This window comes from Tenggerimyces flavus (genome assembly GCF_016907715.1).
GTDB lineage: Bacteria > Actinomycetota > Actinomycetes > Propionibacteriales > Actinopolymorphaceae > Tenggerimyces > Tenggerimyces flavus.
On the sequence record NZ_JAFBCM010000001.1, the window covers coordinates 4,364,198 to 4,386,848 of the forward strand.

Annotated in this window: 20 protein-coding genes; 13 read left to right on the forward strand and 7 right to left on the reverse strand. The window is 70.2% G+C overall.

The genetic code is table 11. The features are described 5' to 3' along the window. Positions 1-60 precede the first annotated feature (60 nt). From steA to JOD67_RS20420, 7 genes are all read left to right on the forward strand, one after another. Entirely contained in the window at positions 61-1,227 is a 1,167-nt protein-coding gene (steA, locus tag JOD67_RS20390) for a putative cytokinetic ring protein SteA (protein ID WP_239553937.1), read from the forward strand. Further along, entirely contained in the window at positions 1,224-2,177 is a 954-nt protein-coding gene (locus tag JOD67_RS20395; RefSeq protein WP_205119185.1) for a copper transporter, read from the forward strand. The genes steA and JOD67_RS20395 overlap by 4 nt, the downstream gene beginning before the upstream one ends. Continuing rightward, on the forward strand, positions 2,174-2,998 hold the full coding sequence (locus JOD67_RS20400) for a hypothetical protein (RefSeq protein WP_307782472.1): 825 nt from the start codon (positions 2,174-2,176) through the stop codon (positions 2,996-2,998). Before JOD67_RS20395 ends, JOD67_RS20400 begins: the two co-directional genes overlap by 4 nt. Further along, positions 2,995-4,581: a murein biosynthesis integral membrane protein MurJ gene (gene murJ / locus JOD67_RS20405; RefSeq protein ID WP_205119186.1), complete on the forward strand. Its 1,587-nt coding sequence runs from the start codon at positions 2,995-2,997 to the stop codon at positions 4,579-4,581. Before JOD67_RS20400 ends, murJ begins: the two co-directional genes overlap by 4 nt. After that, complete coding sequence (locus JOD67_RS20410) at positions 4,578-5,642, forward strand: glycosyltransferase family 4 protein (protein ID WP_205119187.1); 1,065 nt, start codon at positions 4,578-4,580, stop codon at positions 5,640-5,642. Before murJ ends, JOD67_RS20410 begins: the two co-directional genes overlap by 4 nt. A gap of 113 nt (positions 5,643-5,755) precedes the next feature. After that, positions 5,756-7,528 carry a CTP synthase gene (pyrG, locus tag JOD67_RS20415; RefSeq protein WP_205119188.1) on the forward strand — a complete coding sequence of 591 codons (1,773 nt, stop codon included), beginning with the start codon at positions 5,756-5,758 and terminating at the stop codon, positions 7,526-7,528. Beyond that, positions 7,525-8,151 carry an NUDIX domain-containing protein gene (locus JOD67_RS20420; RefSeq protein WP_205119189.1) on the forward strand — a complete coding sequence of 209 codons (627 nt, stop codon included), beginning with the start codon at positions 7,525-7,527 and terminating at the stop codon, positions 8,149-8,151. Before pyrG ends, JOD67_RS20420 begins: the two co-directional genes overlap by 4 nt. Before the next feature lie 62 nt (positions 8,152-8,213). On the opposite strand, the gene JOD67_RS20425 is transcribed toward JOD67_RS20420, so the two are convergent. Together JOD67_RS20425 and JOD67_RS20430 are read right to left on the reverse strand one after the other, a co-directional pair. Next, positions 8,214-8,834 (reverse strand): NADPH-dependent F420 reductase, encoded by a 621-nt coding sequence (locus JOD67_RS20425; RefSeq protein WP_205119190.1) that lies wholly within the window; start codon positions 8,832-8,834, stop codon positions 8,214-8,216. Positions 8,835-9,125: 291 nt separating this feature from the next. Then, a complete protein-coding gene (locus JOD67_RS20430; RefSeq protein ID WP_205119191.1) occupies positions 9,126-9,599 on the reverse strand; it encodes a MarR family winged helix-turn-helix transcriptional regulator in 474 nt (157 codons plus the stop codon). Positions 9,600-9,760: 161 nt separating this feature from the next. Here JOD67_RS20430 and JOD67_RS20435 point away from each other — a divergent pair, with 161 nt between their 5' ends. After that, positions 9,761-12,166 (forward strand): glycosyl hydrolase, encoded by a 2,406-nt coding sequence (locus tag JOD67_RS20435; RefSeq protein WP_205119192.1) that lies wholly within the window; start codon positions 9,761-9,763, stop codon positions 12,164-12,166. Positions 12,167-12,186: 20 nt separating this feature from the next. Then, a complete protein-coding gene (locus tag JOD67_RS20440; protein WP_205119193.1) occupies positions 12,187-13,140 on the forward strand; it encodes an ABC transporter substrate-binding protein in 954 nt (317 codons plus the stop codon). Between the two features lie 105 nt (positions 13,141-13,245). Here the strand turns inward: JOD67_RS20440 and JOD67_RS20445 are convergent, their stop codons facing one another. Both JOD67_RS20445 and JOD67_RS20450 read right to left on the reverse strand, forming a co-directional pair. Then, entirely contained in the window at positions 13,246-13,572 is a 327-nt protein-coding gene (locus JOD67_RS20445; protein ID WP_205119194.1) for an ArsR/SmtB family transcription factor, read from the reverse strand. Continuing rightward, the gene (locus JOD67_RS20450) at positions 13,569-14,450 is read right to left on the reverse strand and encodes an SRPBCC domain-containing protein (RefSeq protein ID WP_205119195.1); all 882 of its coding nucleotides are present in this window, start codon (positions 14,448-14,450) and stop codon (positions 13,569-13,571) included. The genes JOD67_RS20445 and JOD67_RS20450 overlap by 4 nt, the downstream gene beginning before the upstream one ends. A gap of 117 nt (positions 14,451-14,567) precedes the next feature. On the opposite strand from JOD67_RS20450, the gene JOD67_RS20455 reads away from it, so the two are divergent. Continuing rightward, complete coding sequence (locus tag JOD67_RS20455; RefSeq protein WP_205119196.1) at positions 14,568-15,167, forward strand: TetR/AcrR family transcriptional regulator; 600 nt, start codon at positions 14,568-14,570, stop codon at positions 15,165-15,167. Here the strand turns inward: JOD67_RS20455 and JOD67_RS20460 are convergent. Next, the gene (locus tag JOD67_RS20460; RefSeq protein ID WP_205119197.1) at positions 15,076-15,762 is read right to left on the reverse strand and encodes a Pr6Pr family membrane protein; all 687 of its coding nucleotides are present in this window, start codon (positions 15,760-15,762) and stop codon (positions 15,076-15,078) included. The genes JOD67_RS20455 and JOD67_RS20460 overlap by 92 nt on opposite strands. Positions 15,763-15,781: 19 nt before the next feature. Then, on the reverse strand, positions 15,782-16,819 hold the full coding sequence (locus JOD67_RS20465) for an aminotransferase class V-fold PLP-dependent enzyme (protein WP_205119198.1): 1,038 nt from the start codon (positions 16,817-16,819) through the stop codon (positions 15,782-15,784). Between the two features lie 195 nt (positions 16,820-17,014). On the opposite strand from JOD67_RS20465, the gene ald reads away from it, so the two are divergent. Together ald and xerD are read left to right on the forward strand one after the other, a co-directional pair. Then, positions 17,015-18,130 carry an alanine dehydrogenase gene (ald, locus tag JOD67_RS20470; protein ID WP_205119199.1) on the forward strand — a complete coding sequence of 372 codons (1,116 nt, stop codon included), beginning with the start codon at positions 17,015-17,017 and terminating at the stop codon, positions 18,128-18,130. Further along, a complete protein-coding gene (gene xerD, locus JOD67_RS20475; RefSeq protein WP_239555100.1) occupies positions 18,127-19,089 on the forward strand; it encodes a site-specific tyrosine recombinase XerD in 963 nt (320 codons plus the stop codon). Before ald ends, xerD begins: the two co-directional genes overlap by 4 nt. Positions 19,090-19,351: 262 nt before the next feature. On the opposite strand, the gene JOD67_RS20480 is transcribed toward xerD, so the two are convergent. Then, positions 19,352-21,448 carry an exo-alpha-sialidase gene (locus tag JOD67_RS20480; RefSeq protein ID WP_205119201.1) on the reverse strand — a complete coding sequence of 699 codons (2,097 nt, stop codon included), beginning with the start codon at positions 21,446-21,448 and terminating at the stop codon, positions 19,352-19,354. Positions 21,449-21,792: 344 nt separating this feature from the next. On the opposite strand from JOD67_RS20480, the gene JOD67_RS20485 reads away from it, so the two are divergent. Further along, the gene (locus JOD67_RS20485) at positions 21,793-22,650 is read left to right on the forward strand and encodes a ParA family protein (protein ID WP_307782747.1); all 858 of its coding nucleotides are present in this window, start codon (positions 21,793-21,795) and stop codon (positions 22,648-22,650) included. The last annotated feature ends 1 nt before the right edge of the window (position 22,651 follow it).

The window sequence follows — 22,651 nt, forward strand, 5'->3', positions numbered from 1 at the left end:
AGGGTTCCTCCGGTAGTTCATCCCGCATGGGAAGATACGAACGCGATGAAACTTCCCACCTTGCGTCGTAACCGACCGGCCCCGCTGCCCGGTGTCACTGGCGTCGCGCGGCTGGACCGGCGTACGAAGAACCTCACCAAGCGACTCCGTCCCGGGGACATCGCGATCATCGACCACATCGACCTCGATCGGGTCAGTGCCGAGTCACTCGTCTCCGCCAAGGTCGCCGCCGTCGTGAACGTCGCCCCCAGCGTCAGCGGACGCTATCCGAACCTCGGTCCGAGCATCCTCGTCGAGGCCGGCATCCCGCTGCTCGACGGCGTCGGCGGCGAGGTGTTCAGCCAGGTCGCCGAGGGCGACAAGGTCCGGGTCGACGGCAAGGTCCTCTACAAGGGCGAAGAGCAGATCTGCGTCGGCGCCGACCAGACCGTCAACTCCATCGAGGCCGCGATGGAGGAGGCCCGCGCCGGCCTCGCCACGCAGCTCGAGGCGTTCGCGGCGAACACGATGGAGTACGTACGCCGCGAGCGCGACCTGCTGCTCGACGGCGTCGGCATGCCCGAGATCGAGACGAAGCTCGAGGGCCGGCACGTGCTCGTCGTCGTCCGCGGGTACGACTACCGCGACGACCTCACCGCGCTCCGCCCGTACATCCGCGAGTACCGCCCGGTGCTGATCGGCGTCGACGGCGGCGCGGACGCGCTGCTCGAGGCGCACTACAAGCCGGACCTGATCCTCGGCGACATGGACTCCGTGTCCGACACCGCGCTCCGCAGCGGCGCCGAGCTCGTCGTGCACGCGTACCGCAACGGCAAGGCGCCCGGACTGGACCGGCTCGAACGCCTCGGCCTGGACAGCGTGATCTTCCCGGCGACCGGCATGAGTGACGACGTCGCGATGCTGCTCGCCGACACCAAGGGCGCCGACCTGATCGTGGCTGTGGGCACGAGATTCTCCGTCGTGGAGTTCCTCGACAAAGGTCGCGACGGCGCCGCGAGTACGTTCCTCACCAGGCTGCGCGTCGGCGGCAAGCTCGTCGACGCCAAGGGCGTGAGCCGGCTCTACACCGCCAGGATCCAGACCTGGCACATCGTGCTGCTGCTGATCGCCGGCCTGCTCGCCGTCTTCGTCGCGCTCGCCGCCACTCCCGCCGGCCAGGCCTGGCTCGAGGTCGTCGGGATCCGGCTGAACGACTTCATCTACTGGGCTCGAGGTCTCTTCACGTGATCGACTTCCGCTTCTTCCTCGTCTCGATCGCTGCCGTCTTCCTCGCCCTGGCCGTTGGTGTCGCCCTTGGCGCCGGGCCGTTGAAGGGCGAGTTCGACCAGCAGCTCCGCGCGAACGTCGAGCAGCTCGGCAAGGAGAAGGACCAGCTGCGCGACCAGATGGAGGCGCTGGAGCAGTCCGATCGCTACCGCGACACGTTCGCGTCGACGATCGCCCCGGGCCTGCTCACCGACAAGCTGAACAACCACCAGGTCGTCGTCGTCGCGCTGCCCGGCGCCGACAAGGGGGTCGTGAAGAACCTCGCCGACACGGTCAAGGCGTCCGGCGGCACGGTCACCGGCACGGTCCAGGTCACTGCCAAGTGGGGCGACGCGACCAACCGGCAGTTCCTCGAGGACCTCGCCACGCAGCTCGTCACCGGCGACGTGACGGTGCCGAACGACAGCACGACGTACGACCGTGCCGGTGCGCTGCTCGCCCGCGCGCTCGTGACGAAGGACCCGAAGGCCGTCGGTCAGGCGGACTCCGCGACGCCGACGATCATGGGCGCGTTCGGCGAGGGCGACCTCGTGAACGCGCCGGGCGACCTGCGCCGGGGCGACCTCGCGGTCGTCGTCGCGCCGCACATCACGCCGGACACCAAGCCGCAGGAGGGCGACGACGTGAACGACGCGTGGGTCGCGCTCGCCAAGGCGATGGACAGCCAGAGCCTCGGCGCGGTGCTCGCCGGCGACACGTCCGCGGCCTCCTCCGACCTCGGCGCGCTGAACAGGCTGCGCGCGGACGCGAAGGCGAGCTCGGTGGTGTCGTCGGTCGACGTGGCCGACCTGCCGAGCGGTCAGATCGCCGTCGTGTGGGCCCTGCTCGAACAGACCCAGGGGAAGGCCGGGCAGTATGGCGCCGTGGGAACGACGGACGGCGCCCTGCCCAAGCTCTCGGACGCGTCGTGAGCGTGCTGAAGCGGCTCGCCGGCACGGTCGTGTCGGCCGCGGTCGCCGCGGGAACGGCGCGCGCCGCGTACCGGCTGCTGCGTGACAACCCGCCCGGCGGCGCCGAGCTCTGGAACCGCAAGAACCACCGTGGCGAGGAGCTCACGCTGCTGCTCGGCCCGGCCACGGTCGCGGGCGCCGCGGCCGCGACCGCCGTCGCGCCCGGCCTGACGGCACGCGAACGGGTCGCCGGCATCGTGGCCACGGTCGGCGCCGGCGCGCTCGGCGCGTACGACGATCTCGCCGGCGACACCAAGGCCAAGGGGTTCCGCGGCCACCTCACCGCGCTCTCCGAGGGGCAGGTCACCAGCGGGTTGGTGAAGATCGCCGGCATCGGCCTCACCGGCATCGCGGTCGCGGCGATTCTCAAGCGTGGCAACGTGATCCAGACCGTCGCCGACGGTGCGCTGATCGCCGCCGCGGCGAACGTCGCCAACCTGTTCGACCTGCGTCCGGGCCGCACGCTCAAGGTCGTGCTCGCGCAGACCCCGTTCACCGCGGTCGTTGGTCCGCTGCTCGCCGCGCCGGTAGGGTCCGCCGCCGGCGTGATCGACGAGGACCTCGGCGAGACCGGCATGCTCGGCGACAGCGGGGCGAACGCGCTCGGCGCTGCCGTCGGTACAGCTGTCGTCGCGAACGCGCCGCGCGGTGTCCGGTGGGCGGTGCTCGCCGGTCTGGTCGGGCTGACCGCGGCGAGCGAGAAGATCTCGTTCACCAAGGTGATCGCCGGCAACGAGGTGCTCGACAAGCTCGACCAGCTCGGTCGCCGCCCCACCCCATGAGACGGCTCGGCGCCGGCCTAGCCGGCGCTGCCCTGGTCGTCGGCGTCGTCACGATCATCGCCCGCGCCGCGGGCTTCGGCCGCTGGCTCGTCTTCTCCAAGACCGTCGGCGACACCTGCCTCGGCGACGCGTACAACACCGCGAACCAGCTGCCGAACGTCGTCTTCGAGATCGTCGCCGGCGGCGCGCTCGCGTCCGTCGTCGTCCCCGTCCTCGCCCGCGCCTTCGCCCGCGACGACAAGGCCGAGGCGTCCCGTTCGTTCTCCGCGCTGCTCACCTGGACGCTGCTGGCGCTCACCCCGGTCGCCGTCCTCGCGGCGCTCGCGGCCGGTCCGTACGCGCAGCTGATGCTCGGTACCCATCCCGGCTGCCCCGACGAGACGGTGGCGGTCACGGCGCGGATGTTGCTCGTCTTCGTGCCGCAGCTGTGGTTCTACGGCCTCGCGGTCGTCGCCTCGGGCACGTTGCAGGCACAGAATCGGTTCCTCGCCGCCGCGCTGGCTCCACTGGCGAGCAGCCTGATCGTGGCCAGTGCGTACGTCGCGTTCGGCGTCCTCGCCGGCGGCCAGCTCGACGTGAGCCAGGTCCCGCCGGCCGCGGTGTGGACGCTCGCTGTGGGGACGACGGCTGGTGTCGTCGCGCTCGCGCTGACCGTCGTGGTCCCGCTGGCGCGGTCGGGGCTGTCGTTCCGGCCGTCGCTGCGCTTTCCCGAAGGGGTCGGCCGGCAGGCTCGCGTGCTCGCGACGGCGGGGATCGCCGCGCTCGTCGCGCAGCAGCTCGTCACGCTGGTGATCACCTGGTTGGCCAACCACCGTGGCGATTCCGGCACGCTGACGCTCTACACTTGGGCGTTCGCGATCTTCATGCTCCCGTACGCCGTCCTCGCCGCTCCGGTCGCGACGACCGTGTTCCCGAAGGTCTCGGCGCAGGTCGAGGGCTTCGAACGGACCTCGGCCCTCGCCGTCCGCGCCGTCGCGCTGCTCGGCCTGCTCGGCGGCGCGCTGCTCGCGGGGACGGCCGTGCCGATGGCGCGGGTGTTCGTGCTCGGGCCCGGTGGTGGCAGTACGGACACGCTCGCGACCGCGTTAGTGGCGTTCGCGGTCGCCGTTCCCTCGTACGGGCTGTTGATCCTGGCCGGCCGGCTGCTCTACGCGCGGGGTCGGGGCGGGCTCGCGGCGATCGGCACCGTGCTCGGCTGGGTCGTTGTGGCCGGCGTCGCGGTTCCGCTGACGGCTGCCGTGGGGGAGCGCGGCGTCGCGGCCGCGCTCGGTGGGTCGATGTCCGCCGGACTGCTGGTCGGCGCGCTCGTTCTGCTCTCGTTCGTCGGCGTCGAGGCCGGCCGTACCGCTTTGGATGGTTTGCCCCGAGCTCTCGGCGCGGGCCTGCTCGCCGCGGTCGTCGCGGCGACGGCCGGGCAGCTGATCGGGCAATTCTTCGGCGGTAGTGGACTGCTCACAGCCTGTGCGGGAGCCCTCGCTTCTGCCATGGTGGTGACGACAGTGTTCGCTGGCATCGTGGCGGTGCTGGACCGGTCGGACGCGCGCCTGGCGCTCGCTCGACTGCGAAGGAGGCCAGAACAATGAACCTGACGCTGCTCCTCGGGCCGAGCACCGGTGGCATCGGCCGGCACGTCGCGTCGGTCGCCAGGCGGCTGTCCACGAAGGACTGCTCCATCCAGGTCGTCGGCCCGGCCGCGACCAACGACTTGTTCCACTTCGATGCCGACGTCGAGTTCGTCCCGTTGCGGGTACCCAGCCTCGCCGCGGTCAGACGGGGACGCGCGATCTTCGCCGAGACCGACCTGATCCACGCGCACGGGCACACCGCCGGCGTCGTGGCGGCCGCCGCCGCGCCACGCGGCGTGCCGCTGGTCGTGACGTGGCACAACGACGTTCTCGCCGGTGGCCTCAAGCACGGGGTGCTCAGCTCGATGCAGCGATTCGTGGTCCGCCGGGCGGATGTGGTGCTCGGCGCGTCCTCCGACCTGGTCGCCGAGGCCAAGGCGCTGGGCGCGGAGTCGGCACGGCTCGCCCCGGTGGCCGCCCCGGCGCTGAAGGAGGCGACCCGCACGCGGGCGGACGTACGCGCCGAGCTCGGCGTCGGCGACGGCCCGCTGCTGCTCGCGGTCGGGCGGCTGGCGCCGCAGAAGTCGTACGAGGTGCTGCTCGGCGCGGTGGCCCGGCTCACCGACCGTTCCCCGCGTCCCGCGCTGGTGATCGCGGGTGAGGGCACGGAACGCGCCGGTCTCACCGCCCGCATCGAGGCGGAGGGGCTGCCGGTGACGCTGCTCGGGCACCGTACGGACGTCCCCGACCTGCTCGCGGCGGCCGACGTCTTCGTGCTGTCCAGCCGCTGGGAGGCCCGGGCGCTGGTCGCGCAGGAGGCGCTCCGTACCGGCGTCCCGCTGGTGGCGACCGACGCCGGCGGCATCCCCGAGCTCGTCGGCGACGCGGCGCTGCTCGTCCCCCCAGGCGACGACGCCGCCTTCGCGGCCGCGGTCGCCCGCGTGCTGGACGACCCGGCGCTGGCCGACACGCTCCGTACCTCCGGCCAGAAGCAGGCTGCCACCTGGCCCGACGAGGACGACGCGGCGGACGCCTTGAAGGAGCTCTACGACGAGCTGACATCGGGGACAAAACCCTAGGCACCGGCGTGGTGCGTCGGGTCCCGGCGAGGGGTTGTTAAGCTTGAAGCCCGTGGACTTGCTGGGTCCGAACCCGGATGCCAGCCCCTCGCCCTCACCACGGGGAGTAACTCTTGGCAGCTGCGCAGCCGACCAGGCATATTTTCGTCACCGGGGGCGTCGCCTCCTCCCTAGGCAAGGGGCTCACCGCCTCGAGTCTCGGCAACCTGTTGAAGGCCCGAGGCTTACGGGTGACGATGCAGAAGCTCGACCCGTACCTCAACGTCGATCCCGGAACGATGAACCCGTTCCAGCACGGCGAGGTCTTCGTCACCGACGACGGCGCCGAGACCGACCTCGACATCGGGCACTACGAACGGTTCCTCGACGTCGACCTCAACCGGATCGCGAACGTCACGACCGGCCAGGTCTACTCGAGCGTGATCGCCAAGGAGCGCCGCGGCGACTACCTCGGCGACACCGTTCAGGTGATCCCGCACATCACGAACGAGATCAAGGCCCGCATCCGCGCGATGGCCGGGCCCGAGGTCGACGTGGTGATCACCGAGATCGGCGGCACGATCGGCGACATCGAGTCGCTGCCGTTCATCGAGGCGGCCCGTCAGGTCCGCCGCGACGTCGGCCGGGACAACGTGTTCTTCCTGCACGTCTCGCTGGTGCCGTACCTGGCGCCGTCCGGCGAGCTCAAGACCAAGCCGACCCAGCACTCGGTCGCGGCGCTGCGCAACATCGGTATCCAGCCCGACGCGCTCGTCTGCCGCTCGGACCGCCAGCTGCCGGCGTCGGTGAAGCGCAAGATCGCGCTGATGTGCGACGTGGACGAGGAGGCCGTGGTCTCCTGCCCGGACGCGCCGAGCATCTACGACATCCCGAAGGTGCTGCACGGCGAGGCGTTGGACGCGTACGTCGTCCGCCGGCTCAACCTGCCGTTCCGCGATGTCGACTGGACCCGGTGGGACCAGCTGCTCCGCCGCGTGCACCACCCGGCGGACGAGGTGACGGTCGCGCTCGTCGGCAAGTACGTCGACCTGCCCGACGCGTACCTCTCGGTCTCCGAGGCCTTGCGTGCTGGCGGGTTCGAGCACGACACGAAGGTGCATCTGCGTTGGGTGCCGTCCGACGAGTGCCTCACGCCGGAGGGCGCGGCCAAGCACCTGGCGGACGTCGACGCGGTCTGCATCCCGGGCGGCTTCGGCGTGCGCGGGATCGAGGGCAAGATCGGCGCGATCCGGTACGCCCGCGAGCACTCGCTGCCCACGTTGGGACTCTGCCTTGGCCTGCAGTGCATGGTGATCGAGGTCGCGCGTGACCTCGGCGGGCTCGCGGACGCGAACTCGACGGAGTTCGACGGGTCGTCGCCGCAGCCGGTGATCGCGACGATGGAGGAGCAGCGCGAGATCGTCGCGGGCACCGGTGACATGGGCGGCACGATGCGGCTCGGCCTGTACCCGGCGAAGCTGCTTGACGGGTCGTTGGTGCGCGAGGCGTACGGCGAGCCGTACATCGAGGAACGGCACCGGCACCGGTACGAGGTCAACAACTCGTTCCGCTCGCAGCTCGAGGCGTCCGGGCTCGTCTTCTCCGGCACGTCGCCGGACGGGCGGCTGGTGGAGTTCATCGAGCTGGACCGTTCGGTGCACCCGTACTTCGTCGCCACCCAGGGGCACCCGGAGCTCCGGTCGCGCCCAACCCGGCCGCACCCTCTCTTCGCGGGGCTGGTCGCGGCGGCGTTGACGCGGCAGCGCGAGATGCAGCTGCCGGTGGGGGAGCTGCACCTGGCGCGAGCGGACGAGCCGGTCGAGGCGGTTGCTGAGGTCGAGGACGACGAGAACTCCGCCCAGCTCGGCGCCGTCGCCGAGTCCTGGGCGCAGGCGGCGCGTACGTGACCTCCGACGTGTTGCGCGACTCGCCTGAGCAGTGGCCGGTCTCGTCGTCTGCGGTGTCCTTGGCGACGGGGCGGGTGATCTCCGTGCGCGAGGACACGCTCGGCCCCGGGTTCGTCCGGGACGTGGTGGTGCACCCGGGCGCGGTCGGCGTGATCGCGCTCGACGACGAGGAGCGGGTGCTGCTCGTTCGGCAGTACCGGCACCCGGTCGGGCACCGGCTGTACGAGCCGCCGGCTGGCCTGCTCGACGTCTCCGGTGAGGACTACCTCGTGGGGGCGCAGCGGGAGCTGTACGAGGAGGGCCACGTCCGCGCCTCGTCCTGGCGGGTGCTCGTGGACGCGTTCACCTCGCCGGGGATGACGACCGAGGCGCTGCGGATCTACCTGGCGCGGGACCTGTCGGAGCCGGAGCAGGAGCGGTACGCCGGCGAGCACGAAGAGGCCGACATGCCAATCGTCTGGGCGCCGCTTTCCTTGTTGGTGGAGCAGATCCTGGCGGGGGAGCTGCACAACCCCACACTGGTGATGGGCTGCCTCGCCGCCTGGGCCGCGCGGAACGGCGCCGGCTACAACGCCCTCCGCGACCCCTCCGCCCCCTGGCCCGCCCGCGACCGTCTTGGATGAAGGGCACCTTCATCCAATAGGTTTGGATGAAGGTGCACTTCATCCAAACCTCAGGTGGGGAGCTAGGCGATCCGCAGGGCGGACTGCCAGTTGGTGCCGAGGCTCTGCTGGGCCTTCATGTGCAGGAGCTGGAAGCCCTCGAGCGCGCGGGAGTGCCTGAGCGCGCCGACGTCGACGGGCCTGAGGCCGCCGTCGCTGGCGAGCTGCGCGACCTGCTGGCGCGCGGTCTCGTCGTCGCCGGCGATGAACACGTCGAGCTTCTCGTCGCCGAGCAACGTTCCGGCGAACGTCGTGTTGAACGCCTTCACCACGTTCACGCCGGGCGCCACCGTGGCGAGCTCCTCGGCGGCCGAGGAGTCGGCGGGTACGACCAGCGCGTCGAACGTCGAGAAGTCGACCGGGTTGGAGATGTCGACCACCGTCTTGCCGTTGAGCGCGTCCCCGTACGTGGCCAGGACGTCCTTGAGCGCGCCGTACGGAACGGCCAGGACGACGACGTCCGCGCCGGCCACACCCTCGCCGACCGCGACGTCCGCACCGGCCACGCGGCCGCGCACCTCGTCCGCCAGAGCCGTCCCCTTGGTCGCGTCGCGAGCCACGATCCGCACACTGTGACCACCCAATGCCGCGCGTGTCGCGATCCCACCGGCCATGTTGCCCGCACCGACAATGCTTACCCGCATGGCGAATCTCCTCAGTCGAAGTAAGTTGACGCTTCAAGTCATCTCGGAGCATACGCCACTTCAGTTGAAGCTTCAACTGACGGATCTTGATCGACCTATGTAGATCAAGTCGCCGCCGCTGACTGGGTCGGGGGCACCCTGGTCCCATAGGTTCGGACGAGGGTGCCCCCGACCCAACTCCAGGCGACGGCGGCGGCGGTTTGGGTGAGGGGCACCCTGGTCCCATAGGTTCGGACGAGGGTGCCCCCGACCCAAGCCGCGCCCGCCCACGCCTTGATCTACATAGGTCGGTTAGCGCGAGGTCGGCTCGATCTGGTGGAGGATCCGCTTGGCGGCGCTCCCGAGCTGGCGGTACTGCGTGGCACTGAGCGCGTCGACGACGAGCTCGCGGACGGCGGCCACGTGACCCGGTGCCGCAGCCACGACCTTGGCGCGGCCGGGCTTGGTGAGGACCGCGTTCGTGTACCGCCCGTCCTCCGGGCACGGCCGGCGCCGCACCCAGCCGCGGTCCTCGAGCCGCTTGACGACATGTGACAGCCGCGACAGCGAGGCGGCGACGAACGACGCGAGTTCGCTCATCCGTACGGTCTCGTCCGGAGCCTCCGCGAGCCGCCCCAGCACGAGGTACTCGAAGTGCGTCATCCCCGAGTCCCGCAACAGCTGCGCGTCGAGGGCCGCGGGCAGCTTCATCATCACCGCGGCGAACGGGCGCCAGGAGTCCTGCTCTGCCTCGGACAGCCAGCGAGGCTCGTCGTTCTGACTCATACTGGCCAGCCTAGCTCCGAGCTTGAAGCTTCAACCCCCTTGACCTTCATTGTCGCAGCTCCGGCTCGCTCAGTTTCGCCGCACGCCACCGTCTGCCCCGCGACGTCCCGGCGTTCAGTCTGGGCTGCTTCGACGAGCCGGACTGCGGCTAGGTTGGAAGAGTGATCGACGAGCTGCGGAAAACGTTCCAGGACCCGCCCGCCGACTGCCGCCCGATGATGCGCTGGTGGTGGTTCGGCCCGTCAGTCGAACGCGACGAGCTCACCCGCGAGCTCGAGGCCATGCACGACGCCGGGCTCGGCGGCGCCGAGGTCGCCGTCGTCTACCCGCTGAGCGAGTCAACCGACCGCTATCTCTCCAAGGAGTTCCTCGCCGACCTGCGCCACGCAGCCGACGAGGCACAGCGGCTCGGGCTCCGTTTCGACGTCACGCTCGGCAGCGGTTGGCCGTTCGGCGGCCCGCACGTCACGCCTGACCTGGCCGCGCGCAAGCTGCACTGGGACCGCCAGGAAGTCGGCCTGGAAGCCGCCGATCTCCCTGCCCCCCAAACCTGGCCGGACGACGAGCTCGTCGCCGCGTACGTGGGGGAGGGCACCGCGAAGGAGACCCCCACGTCGTTCGACCAGCTGCCCATCGTCGACGGGACGATCCGCGTCCCCGCGGGAACAGGTCCGCGCGTCGTCCTCACCGCCGTGTCGAGGCTCACCGGCCAGCACGTCAAGCGCGCCGCCGCCGGCGCCGAAGGCCTGGCGCTCGACCACTACTCGGCAGCCGCGACCGCCAACCACATCGAGGCGGTCTGCGAGCCCCTGGTGAACGCCGTCGGCCCCGAACGGCTCGGCTCGGTCTTCTGCGACAGCCTCGAAGTGTACGACGCCGACTGGACGCCGAACGCGCTGGCGGAGTTCGAGGAACGCCGCGGCTACGACCCGCGACCGAGACTCTGGCAAGTCCACGTTGACAACCCCGAAGCGCCCAAACTACGCGCCGACTTCTACCGCACGCTCACCGAGCTGCTCGAAGAGAACTTCCTTGCCCCGTTGCAGAGTTGGGCAGCCAAGAAGGGTGTCAAGTTCCGCTTGCAAGGCTACGGCGAACCGCCTGCTACGGTGAGCAGCTACCGCTTCGCCGACATTGTCGAGGGCGAAGGCTGGGGCTGGAAGGACCTACCTCCGACGCGCTGGGCGTCGTCGGCCGCGCAGTTGTACGGCAAGCAGATCGTCTCGTCGGAGGTCTGGACGTTCGTGCACGCGCCGTCGATGCGGGCCACGCCGCTCGATCTCCAAGCAGAGCTGCACGAACACCTGCTCTGCGGCGTCAACCACGTCATCGGCCACGGCTGGCCCTACTCGCCGTCCAACGCCAACGGACTCGGCTGGATCTTCTACGCCGCCGGCGCGCTGGACGACCGCAACCCGTGGTGGCCGGCGATGCGGCCGTTCGCCGCGTACGTCCAACGCCTGTGCTGGCTGCTCCGCCAGGGCGAACGGGTCAGCGACGTCGGCATCTACGTTCCCGCGCGCGACGTCTACGCGAAGATGCAGCCGAGCCAGCCGAAGGGCATCGATCTCTGGCGCAGGACCAGGGACGCGATCGGCTTCGAGCTCACCAGGTCGATTCGTGAAGCGGGCTTCGACTTCGACCTGTTCGACGACGACGCGATCGGGGTGCTCGACGACGGTCGCTTCCCGATCGTCGTCGTCCCCGGGGCGAACGACGTCGCAGAACGCTTGCAGGCAAGGACGCCGGACGTCACGATCGCCCCGCCACGCCCCGCGGTGGGCTTCGTGCACAGGAAGATCGGCGATGTCGACGCCTACCTCGTCGCGAACACCGGCCCGAACGTCGAGGAGTTCCAGCTCACCCCGCGCGACACGCACCAGTGGATCGAACGCTGGGACCCGCACACCGGCGACGTGCTGAGCCGCGGCGCAACCTCCATCCCGCTCCGGCTGGAGGCGTACGAGGCCGCCGTACTCGTCGCGTTCGACGGCGACGCGACCCCGACGGAGCCGACCGCCCCGCAGGCCGTGCACGAGCTCGACGGCGACTGGACGGTCCGCTTCGGCGCCGACCCGACGCCCGTCACGCTCCCGCACCGCTGGGAGGACGATCCCGTCCTCGAGCACTACTCGGGCAGCGCGACGTACGCGACCACGGTCGAGCACGGAGAAGGCGAGGTCTGGCTCGACCTCGGCGACACGACACCGGGGGAGCCGGCCGAGCTCGGCCTGCTCTGGCACCTCGCCGGCCCCGCGTACCAAGCCGCGGCCGAGCCGCCCGTCGGCGTCGTCGCCGAGGTCTCGCTCAACGGCGAGAAAGCCGGCGTGCTCTGGGCACCGCCGTACCGCGTCCGCCTATACCTCCGAAAAGGCGCGAACGAGCTAACGATCAGGGTCTCCAACACCGGCGCGAACGGCCTCGCCGCCGACGTGACCGTGCCCGCCTGGGCGCAGGCCGCACGAGAGCGGTACGGCCGCCGCTTCACGCTCCAGCGCCTGGAGAACGCGATGGACGGCGTCAGCTCCGGTCTGATCGCCGTCCCCCGGCTCTTGGTCAAGAAGTAAGGACCGCCTAACCTAAGGACGTGACCAAGCTTCGCTGGCTGGCCCCAGCCGCCGCCCTCCTGCTCGCAGCCACCGCCTGCGGTTCGAACGGCGGCGACGCCGACGCCCAAAGCAGCACCGAAACGGAGACCAGGACGATCGTCCACGCGATGGGCAAGACCGACGTGCCGGTCCAGCCGAAGCGCGTGATCGTCCTCGACACCGACAAGCTCGACACCGCGGTCACGCTCGGCGTGATCCCGGTCGGCGCGGCGAACGCCGACGAGACCGACGGCTGGCCGAAGTACCTCGGCGCCGCGGTCAAGGACATCCCGCAGGTCGGCACCCTGCAGGAGCCGAACCTCGAGGCGATCGCCAAGCTGAACCCGGATCTCATCCTCGGCTCGGCGTTCCGGCAGAAGGACTTCTACGACAAGCTCGCCGCGATCGCCCCGACCGTCTACACCGAGCTGGTCGGCACCCCGTGGAAGGAGAACTTCCTGCTCGACGGCCAGGCGCTCGGCAAGGAGCAGGAGGCGAAGGACCTGCTGGCGAAGTACGAGGCTCGCGCCAAGGAGGTCGGCACGAGTCTCGGCGACCCGAGCCAGACGGAGGTGTCGATCGTGCGGTTCCGGCCGACCGAGATCAGGCTGTACGGCCCGACCTCGTTCGTGGGGATCGTGATCGGCGACGTCGGCCTCGGCCGCCCCAAGCTGCAGCGGCTCGAGGGCGCGAAGGACCGCAGGTTCACCGCGATCAGCCCCGAACGCATCGGCGAGGCCGACGGCGACGTGATCTTCGTGACCGCGTTCGGTACGGAGGCCGCCAAGGCGCAGACCCAGGTGACCGGCGGCGCGCTCTGGCGCGGGCTCGGCGCGGTCAAGGCCGGCAAGGCGTACGAGGTCCCGGACGAGACCTGGATGACCGGCATCGGGATCACCGCGGCGAATCAGGTGCTCGACGACCTCGAGCAACACCTTGCCCCAGCGAGCTGACCCTCCGCCGCCGAGGCCCAATGATCATGTTTACATGATCATTGGCCGCCTTACGCGGGGTAGACGCCAGGTAGAGCACCCACACGCCAGGTAAGGTCCGGCGAGCTAGGCGCCCTCGGCCAGCCGCTTGATCGTCGCGAGCCGGCGGTCCCAGTCGGACGCCACCTTCGCCAGCCAGCGCGCGGCCGTGTCGAGTCGTTCCGGCTGGACGGCGTAGCGCACCTCGCGCCCGGTCTTGTGGCCGGCCACCAGCCCCGCGCGGTCCAGAACGGAGAGGTGCTTGACGATCGCCTGCCGCGAGACCGGTACGTGCTGGGCGATCGTCGTCGCCGTGGCTTCCCCCTGTGCCGCCAACACGTCCAGCACCCGCCGCCGCGTGGAGTCCGCGAGCGCGACCAGCACCTCGTCGACGACGTCGTCGTTGATCGTCATGCGGCGAGGTACTTCTCGAGCCGGCCGATCATCGTCGTCCAGCCCTCCTCGTTGTCGCGGACCTGCCGCTGCCGGGTGTCCAGTGTCGCGGTCACCCGCGCGAAACCGGTCTCGACGACACGCACCAGCGTGCCCGAGTCGACCGGGGTCAGCGTGAACTCCACCAGCGTCGAGTTGTCGTCGCGTACGGCCTCGCCGGGGAAGCTCGGCGCCCAGCGGTAGGCCAGCCGGCGCGGCGGCTCGATGGTCTCGAACGTGGCCGGGTACGTGCCGTCCTCGACCTGCATGGTGCCGCCGGGCCGCAGGTCGACCTCCATCGGGTTCACGCCGTCGCCGAACCAGGCACCTACGTGCCGCGGCTCGGTGAGCACCGCCCAGACCCGTTCGATCGGCGCCGAGACCGTGGTCTCGCGCTCGACCCGGTTCGGCACGTACGTCCGCGCGTACTCGGCCAGCTCGGCGAGCTCCGCGGCCCAGCCCTCGGTGTTCTCCCGCGCGTGCTTCGCCTGCTGCGCGACGTCGGCCGCGAGGTCGGTGAAGCCGCTCTCCACCACGCGGACGCGGGTCGACTCGCCGTCGGGAACGAGCAGGAACTCGACCAGCGTCGAGTTGCCGTCGGTCATCTCCACGTCGTGCGCGAGCGCCCAACGGTAGGCGAACCGCGACGTCGGCTCGACCGCGACGACCTCGCCGAACGTCGTGCCGTACTCCCGCCAGTGGATCGTCAGCCGGCCACCCGGCCGCAGGTCGATCTCGGTGCCAGCGTCGCCGAACCAGGTCCCGAGGTGCTCGGCCTGGGTGATCACCTCCCAGACCCGCTCGACGGGCGCCGCGACGACTACCTCGCGCTCGATCTGGGTCGGTACAGGACTAGTCATCTCTTCAGGTCTCCTCGTCTCGAAACGTGCTACCGCATAGTTGCACGCAACCGTGGAGTTGCACAAGGTCGCGCTAACCTGTGAACGACAAACCAAGTCGTTCACAGGAGGGCGCGCGTGGCGGTCGCGTTCGAGCCGCGGGAACGGGAACGGCTCACCGGTGAGCTGTTGCGACTCGGCGAGAAGCTGTTCACCACGCAAGGGCTGCGCAAGACGTCGCTCGCCGAGCTGACCGAGCCGCTGGGCATCGCGAAGAGCAGCTTCTACTCGTTCTTCCCGGCCAAGGAGTCGCTCTATCTGGAGCTGATGGTCCGGCACGCGCCCGCCCTCGCCGACCGGATGCGCCAGGCGCTGGACCAGCCGACGACTCGGGCCGCGCTGGTCGAGCTGATGCGGACGACCGCCGACCTGCTCGAGCACGATCCGCTCTACCGCCGGCTGGTGACCCACCCGGACGAGCTCGCCTCGGTCGGTCGGAGGTTGGGCGCCGACGAGCTGGACCGGGTCCGCCCGTACGTGCTCGACCCGCTGGTGGAGTTCGTCACCCGCGCCCAGGCGGCCGGCGACCTCGTCCGCGCGGACCCGTTCACCGTTGTCGGCGTCCTCCGGACCGTCGGCCTGGTCGTCACGCACCAGGAGGAGTACGGGCCGACGTATCGGGACGTTCTTGCTCTGACGATCGAGAGCCTCGCGACCGGACTGACTCGACCAGCTTGACCACCGCCGCGAGGCCGACGAACAGGACCGCGACCAGCAGCAGGTTGACGAACACGCGCGGGTAGCCGAGTACGCGGACGTCCATGAACGGGTACGCGTAGAAGTCCACGATCGGCCCGCGGATCAGCGCGAGCGCGATCCACCAGAGCGGAAACACCAATGCCACAAGGACAACCCGCCACTCGACGCGGCCGCGCGGACCGAAGACCAGCCAGCCGAGGACCGCCAGCAGCGGCACGATCGTGTGCAGGATCGTGTCCGCGACCGCCGCCGCTCCGGTGAACTGGGCGTCGCCCGCGAGGACCAGGTGGAAGACCAGGAACGTCACGGTGATCGCGATCAGCCCGGACAGCCGGAAGCCGCGGAACCAGGTGGACGGCCGGTCCAGCCGGATCGCCAGCAGCAACGTCGTGACGCCGACGAGCAGGTTCGACTGGATGGTGAAGTAACAGAACACGTTGAAGATCCGCGCGCCGAGCGAGGTGAACTGCGTACCGGTCAGCCCCGCCGACACGTACAGCTGCACCACCATGCCGACCAGCACGGCGAACGCGGTCAGCCCGAAGAACGCCCGCGCCAAGCGGTCCTTGTTCATGAGGGGACCGTAGTAGGAACTAGCGGGTCAGTGCGGCCAACGCGCTGTCGACGTCGGCGGTCGTGGAGTAGAGGTGGAACGACACGCGCACCTTGCCGCCGCGTACGGCCGCCCGGATGCCCGCCGCCTTCAGCTTCGCCTCGGCGTCCGCCACGTCGGTCGACACGATCGCGGAGTCGCTCGGCGCCAGCCCGAGCCCGGCGCGGAACCGGTTCGCCAGGCCGACGTTGTGCGCGTTGACGCGGTCCACGCCGACGTCCAGCAGGATCTGCAGGGCCGGCGCCTGGCCGACGAAGCAGAACCAGGCCGGCGAGACGTCGAAGCGCCGCGCGTCCTCCGCGAGCCGCAGCGGCAGCCCGTAGTACGAGGTGTGCGGGTCGTCGCCCGCGTACCAGCCGGCCTGCAGCGGGCGGAAGCCATCCCGGACGGCGGGTGAGAGGTACGCGTACGCCACGCCGCGCGGCGCCATCAGCCACTTGTACGCGCCCACCACGACCACGTCGGCCGCCGCCCAGTCGCGGTGCAGCCACCCGATCGCCTGCGTCGCGTCGACGACGACCATCGCGCCGACCGCTCGTGCGGCCGCGACGATCTCGTCGTACGCCGCGACCTCACCGGTCGAGGACTGCACGGCGCTGAACGCCACCAGCGTCGTGCGCTCGTCGATCGCGCCCGCCAGCTTGTCCGGCGACACCGCCACCACCTCGACGCCGCGGTCGGCGTGGACGGCCCAGGGGAACACGTTCGACGTGAACTCGATGTCGGGCACGAGGACACGCGCGCCGTCCGGGAGTGCGGCGCCGACCGGACCGAGCAGGCCGGACACCGTCGAGGCCACCGCGACGTCGGTCGCGGGGACGCCGAGCATCGTGGCGAACGACGTCCGCGACGCCTTCGTCGACTCGTCCCAGCCCTCCCAACTGGTCCGCCCGTGCCGCCAGTCGTCCAGCGCGACCTCCAGGGCAGAGAAGGCAGGCCGCGGGGGCAGCCCGTAGCTGGACGTGTTGAGGTAGCCGGGACGGGGGTCCCAGAGTGGTTGCGCGTCGACGATCTCCATGACACCAGCCTGGCACGGGGCGCTAGGAGATCTGCAGAGCCAGTTGCCGTCGGAGTGGACACCTTGTTCACTCACGCGCGGAAGCAGCGGCGGAGTGTCCACGTCGTGAAGGAGCTTCGTACCGATCCGCCGGATTACACTCGGCGAGCCGGCAACGACGCTGGTGTTCGAACGTGCCCGGAAGGCGTGACTCAGGTGAAGATCGGCGTCCCGAAAGAAATCAAGAACCACGAGTACCGCGTCGCGATCACTCCCGCGGGAGTGCACGAGCTGGTGCGCAACGGGCACGACGTGTTCGTCGAACGCCATGCGGGCGAGGGTTCGTCGATCCCCGACGAGCAGTTCGAGCAGGCCGGTGCGCGGATCCTCGAGACCGCCGACGACGTGTGGGCCGAGGGCGACCTGATCCTCAAGGTCAAGGAGCCGATCGCGGTCGAGTACGACCGGATGCGCAAGGGCCAGGTGCTGTTCACGTACCTGCACCTCGCGGCGTCGAAGGCTTGCACCGACGCGCTGCTCGACGCGGGCGTGACCGGCATCGCGTACGAGACCGTGCAGCTGACCGATGGCTCGCTGCCGCTGCTCGCGCCGATGTCGGAGGTAGCGGGCCGGCTCGCGCCGCAGGTCGGCGCCTACCAGCTGATGCGCCAGGGCGGCGGCCGCGGCGTGCTGATGGGCGGCGTCTCCGGTGTGTACGCGGCGAAGGTCGTGGTGATCGGCGCCGGCGTCTCGGGCATGAACGCGGCGGCGATCGCGCTCGGCATGCAGGCCGAGGTGCTGTTGCTGGACAAGAACATCGAGCGGCTGCGTTCGGCGGACCGCGTCTACCGCGGGCACGTGCAGACCGTCGCGTCGAACGCGTACGAGGTCGAGCGGGCGATCATGGACGCCGACATGGTGATCGGCGCCGTTCTGGTGCCGGGTGCCAAGGCGCCGACGCTGATCACGAACGAGCAGGTCTCGCGGATGCTGCCGGGCTCGGTGCTCGTCGACATCTCGATCGACCAGGGCGGCTGCTTCGAGGACTCGCGGCCGACGACGCACGACGATCCGACGTACAAGGTGCACAACTCGGTCTTCTACTGCGTCGCGAACATGCCCGGCGCGGTGCCGCACACGTCGACGTACGCCCTGACGAACATGACGATCCCGTACTCGCTCGAGCTCGCTAACCGAGGCTGGCGCTCGGCGCTGCAGTCCGACCCGGCGCTCGCGCTCGGGTTGAACACGCACGAGGGCCAGGTGGTGTACGGTCCGGTCGCAGACGCCCACCAGCTCCCGCACGTCGACCTCGCCGAGGTGCTCGCCTGACTACTGCAACGGCTCCCGCTCCGGCCGCGCCCGCCGCGTCGGCGGTGGACCGCGCCGTGCGGGGCTACCTCGACCACCTCGCGGTCGAGCGCGGGCTGGCTTCGAACACGTTGCAGTCCTACGAGCGGGATCTCCGGCGGTACGTGGCGTTTCTCGCTGTGCGCGGGGTGCGGCGGCCAGACGCGGTGGGGGAGCAGGACATCACCTCGTTCCTCGCCTCATTGCGGGAGGGCTCGGAGGCTCATCCGCCGTTGGGGGCGTCGTCTGCTGCCCGGACTGTCGTGGCGGTGCGCGGGTTTCACAAGTTCGCGCATCGGGAGGGCATGACGCCGTCGGATCCGGCGCGCGCCGTTCGGCCTCCCTCGCCGCCGCGAAGGCTGCCGAAGGCGTTGCCGCTGGACTCGATCGAGGCGTTGCTCGCGGCGTCGTCGGCTCCGGGGACGCCGTTGTCCTTGCGGGACCGTGCGCTGTTGGAGCTGCTGTACGGGACGGGCGCGCGGATCTCCGAGGCGGTGGGCTTGGACGTGGACGACGTCGACCTGTCCGCCGGGGCCGTTTTGCTGCGGGGCAAGGGGAGCAAGGAACGGATCGTTCCGGTGGGGACGTACGCGCGGGAAGCGGTGTCGGCCTACCAGGTGCGCGCGCGGCCTGGGCTTGCTGCTTCTGGGCGGGGGACACCGGCGCTGTTCCTGAACGCGCGCGGCGGCCGGTTGTCGCGGCAGAGCGCGTGGACGGTGCTGCGGAGCGCGGCGGAGAAGGCGCACATCTCGGCCGAGGTGTCGCCGCACACGATGCGGCACTCGTTCGCGACGCATCTGCTGGATGGCGGGGCCGATGTGAGGGTGGTGCAGGAGCTTCTCGGCCACGCCTCGGTGACGACGACCCAGGTGTACACGCTGGTCACCGTCGACAAGCTCCGCGAGGTCTACGCCGCCGCCCACCCCCGAGCCCGCGCCTGACGTTTCGCATGAGGGCGTCCCTGTAGCGATCTCCTCGAGCGAGGGGACCCCTCCGCCCTTCGCGAAAGTGTGGGGTTCTGGTCGCGACACGCCAGCGTGTCGCGACCAGAACCCCACAGTTTGATGGGACATGGTGGATGGGCCGGGCTATTCGATAGAGGGACGCCCTCATTCGAAACGGCTACCCGTCCGTGATCATGAGCGTGATCATGAAGGCCAACCGGCGTATACGACCAGTTGGGCTTCATGATCACGTACATGATCACAGGCCCCAGTCGTCGGCGTGGCTGCCGGTCGAGGGGTTCCACCAGTTGTGCTTGAGGGTGCCGGTGCTGTCCTGGGCCCAGGCGTGCTGCTCGGTCCCGATCACGCGTGCTTCCGGGTCGGTCGTGATGCCCGTCATCCAGGTGTCGTGGCGTACGCCGACGCCGGTGCGCCACCACCAGTGGTCGAGGGTTCCGTTCGTGCCGCGCGCGAACACGTGCTGCTCGCCGTCGTAGACGAACGCCGCCGGCCGGCCCGTCACACCGGAGCTAGCCCAGGTGTCGTTCTGCCAACCCTGGTTGGCGTTCCACCACCAGTGCTTGAGTGTGCCGCCCGTACCGGTGACCCAGACGTGCTGGGCGTCGCCGTACTGCACCACGACCGGGTCGCCGGTCACGCCGCAGCCGAAGCGTTCGCGGCGCATGCCCATGAACGGGTTCCACCAGCTGTGCTCGAGCTCGCCCGTCGTCGTCCGCGTGAACGTGTGCTGCGCAGTCCCGACCACCATCAGCGCGGGCCGTCCGGCGAGGCCGGTGCCCCACGTGTCGTTCTGCGTGCCCTGGCCGGGCGCCCACCACCAGTGCTTGAGCGCGCCGCTCGCGTCGACCGCCCAGACGTGCTGCGCGTTCCCGACCGTGGTCGCGGCCGGGTCGCCGGCGATCCCGGTCGCCCACGTGTCGGCGCCGACGCCGAGCGACGGGTCCCAGAACCAGTGCCCGAGCGCGCCGTCCGTTCGCCGGGCGAACACGTGTTGCTGTGCGCTGTAGGTGAACGTCACCGGCCGTCCCGCGACGCCGGAACCCCAGGTGTCCCGGCGGATCACGCCGCCGTCGTTGAAGCGATGTCTCAGGTCACCGTTCGGCGCGCGGTCGTAGTGGTGTTGCTGCGCGCCGGACGTGAAGACCTGACTGCCCTCCGCGGTGTACGACGGGCCGTTGCTGCCCGCCGGGAGCGCCGCGCCGGACGCGACGTACGCCCGGCAGACGTTCGCCGCGTCCCAGTCGGTGGCGATGAGCAGGATCGACTTGCCGTCCCGCGAGGCGAGGAGCGGGTTGCTGTACGTCGCGCACGGCACGCCGTCGACGAGGCTGCCCGGGTCGCTGACGGCGATCGGCGCGTCGACGTCGAACCAGGCGCCGGAGCCGTTGTTCGCGTTGCCGAGGATGGTCCGACCGTCGCCGGGCGCGAAGCCGTTGCTGGCGGTCCGCAGCCGCATCGAGGTGAGGAACACGGTGTTGCCGCTCACCGTGATCGTCGGCGTCGAACCGGGGTAGCGGCCGTCGGCCGTCCGTACGGCCTCGCCGATGCTGGCGGGGTTGCCCCAGTCCCAGCCGTCGGGGGAGCGGCGGACGTACGCCTCGCAGTTGTGCCCGGTGCCGCAGACCTCGTAGCTCATGATGAACTGGCCGTTCTGCAGCTTGCGGACCACCGCCATGCCGGGCCGCTCGGCGGTGCCGATCGCGACGACGTTCTTGAAGTCGGTCCAGGTCACGCCGTCTGTTGAGCGCGCGGCGACCAGCTTCTGGCTGTGCGCGGGGTCGGTCTCGTCGGAGTAGAAGACGACGAGGCGACCGTCGTTCGCGACCGTGAACTCCGGCTCCCAAAGGCCCTGGGTGGTCGTCGACGTGGTGACGATCGACAGCAGCGACCAGGTACGGCCGAGGTCGGTGCTCTTCAGCACGCGGACGGACATCCTTCGGTTGGTCGCGTTCAGGCCGTACGAGGCGGCCCAGAGCAGCGTGCCGGCCGGCAGGTCGCCGACCTGGGTGGGGAGCTCGTACAGCGTGTGGCAGCACATGCCGCCGGCGTTGGCCTCGTTGCGTGCCTCGCCGACGTGGGTGTACGTACGCCCGTCGTCGTTGCTGTGGAACGTCGCGCCGACCCAGCCGTTGAGGTTCGTGACCACGGTCGCGACGACCAGCCCGTTGTTGGTGCCGTTGTGCTCGAGCCGGATCACCCGCGGATAGTGGCTGTAGCCGTTCCACAGCAGGCTGCCACCGCTCTGCGCGGCCTCGGCGTTCGGCGGCGAGGCGAGGACCGCCGCCGCGAGGACGGCGGACAGGGCGAGGACGAGGATTGCCTTGGCTACCCGCATGGCTGCCTCCCGTGGCGCGCTTCTACGACGTTGTAACGCGGCCTCGGCTGAACTCGCTAGAGGGCAGAAGTGGCCATTCGGCGATGTCTCAACCTTCAGTTGAGGTTGACTTCCTGGCCCGTTCGGCGCCCGCGTGCCTCCACCGTGCGGTGCGCGGAGCGTGTTTCGATATCGTCATCCGATTGGACTTTGAAGCCAAGGAGACGCCGGCCCGCCGATCCTGATCAACGCGAGGTGGAAAGGGGTGCGCGGTCGTCACCGATGAGCGAGGGCAGGAGGTCACGCGAGCCGTGAACGATTCGACACGCGGTTCCGGGGTCGAGCCTGCCTCGACGTCGGCCGATATCCAGCCCGCCCTGCCCGGAGCCGTCGACGAGCTGCCGACGGGTCCGGCCGTCGCGTTCCCCGACCCGCCGCCGATCGAACGGCACGGACCGGGGCGGGTCATCGCGATCTGCAACCAGAAGGGTGGCGTCGGCAAGACGACGACCACGATCAACCTCGGTGCGTCGCTCGCCGAGCTCGGCCGCAAGGTGCTGCTCGTCGACTTCGACCCGCAGGCCTCGTTGACGATCGGTCTCGGCATCGACCCGAACGAGCTCGACCTGTCCACGTACGACCTGGTCATGGACAGCGACGTGCAGGCGCACGACCTGCTGCTCAAGACCCGCGTCGACGGGATGGACATCCTGCCGTCGGACATCGAGCTGTCGGGCGCGGAGGTGCAGCTGGTCACCGAGGTCGCGCGCGAGCAGACGTTGTCGCGGATGCTGGCACCGATCGTGCCCGAGTACGACGTGGTGCTGATCGACTGCCAGCCCTCGTTGGGGCTGCTGACCGTCAACGCTCTGACGGCCGCCGACGGCGTGATCATCCCGCTGGAGTGCGAGTACTTCGCGCTGCGGGGGTTGCGGATGCTCGTCGACAAGACCATCCGGACCGTGCAGGAGCGGATCAACCCGAAGCTCAAGATCGACGGCATTCTCGCGACGATGTTCGACATGCGGACGACCCACGCGCGGGAGATCCTCGAGCAGGTCGTGGTGGACTTCGGGGAGACCGTGTTCCACACGATCATCTCGCGCACCGTACGGTTCCCGGAGACCAACAAGGCCGGCGAGCCGATCACCACGTACGCTCCTTCCAGCCTTGCGGCGGACGCGTACCGTCAGCTCGCCCGTGAGCTGCTGGCGCGGATGTAAC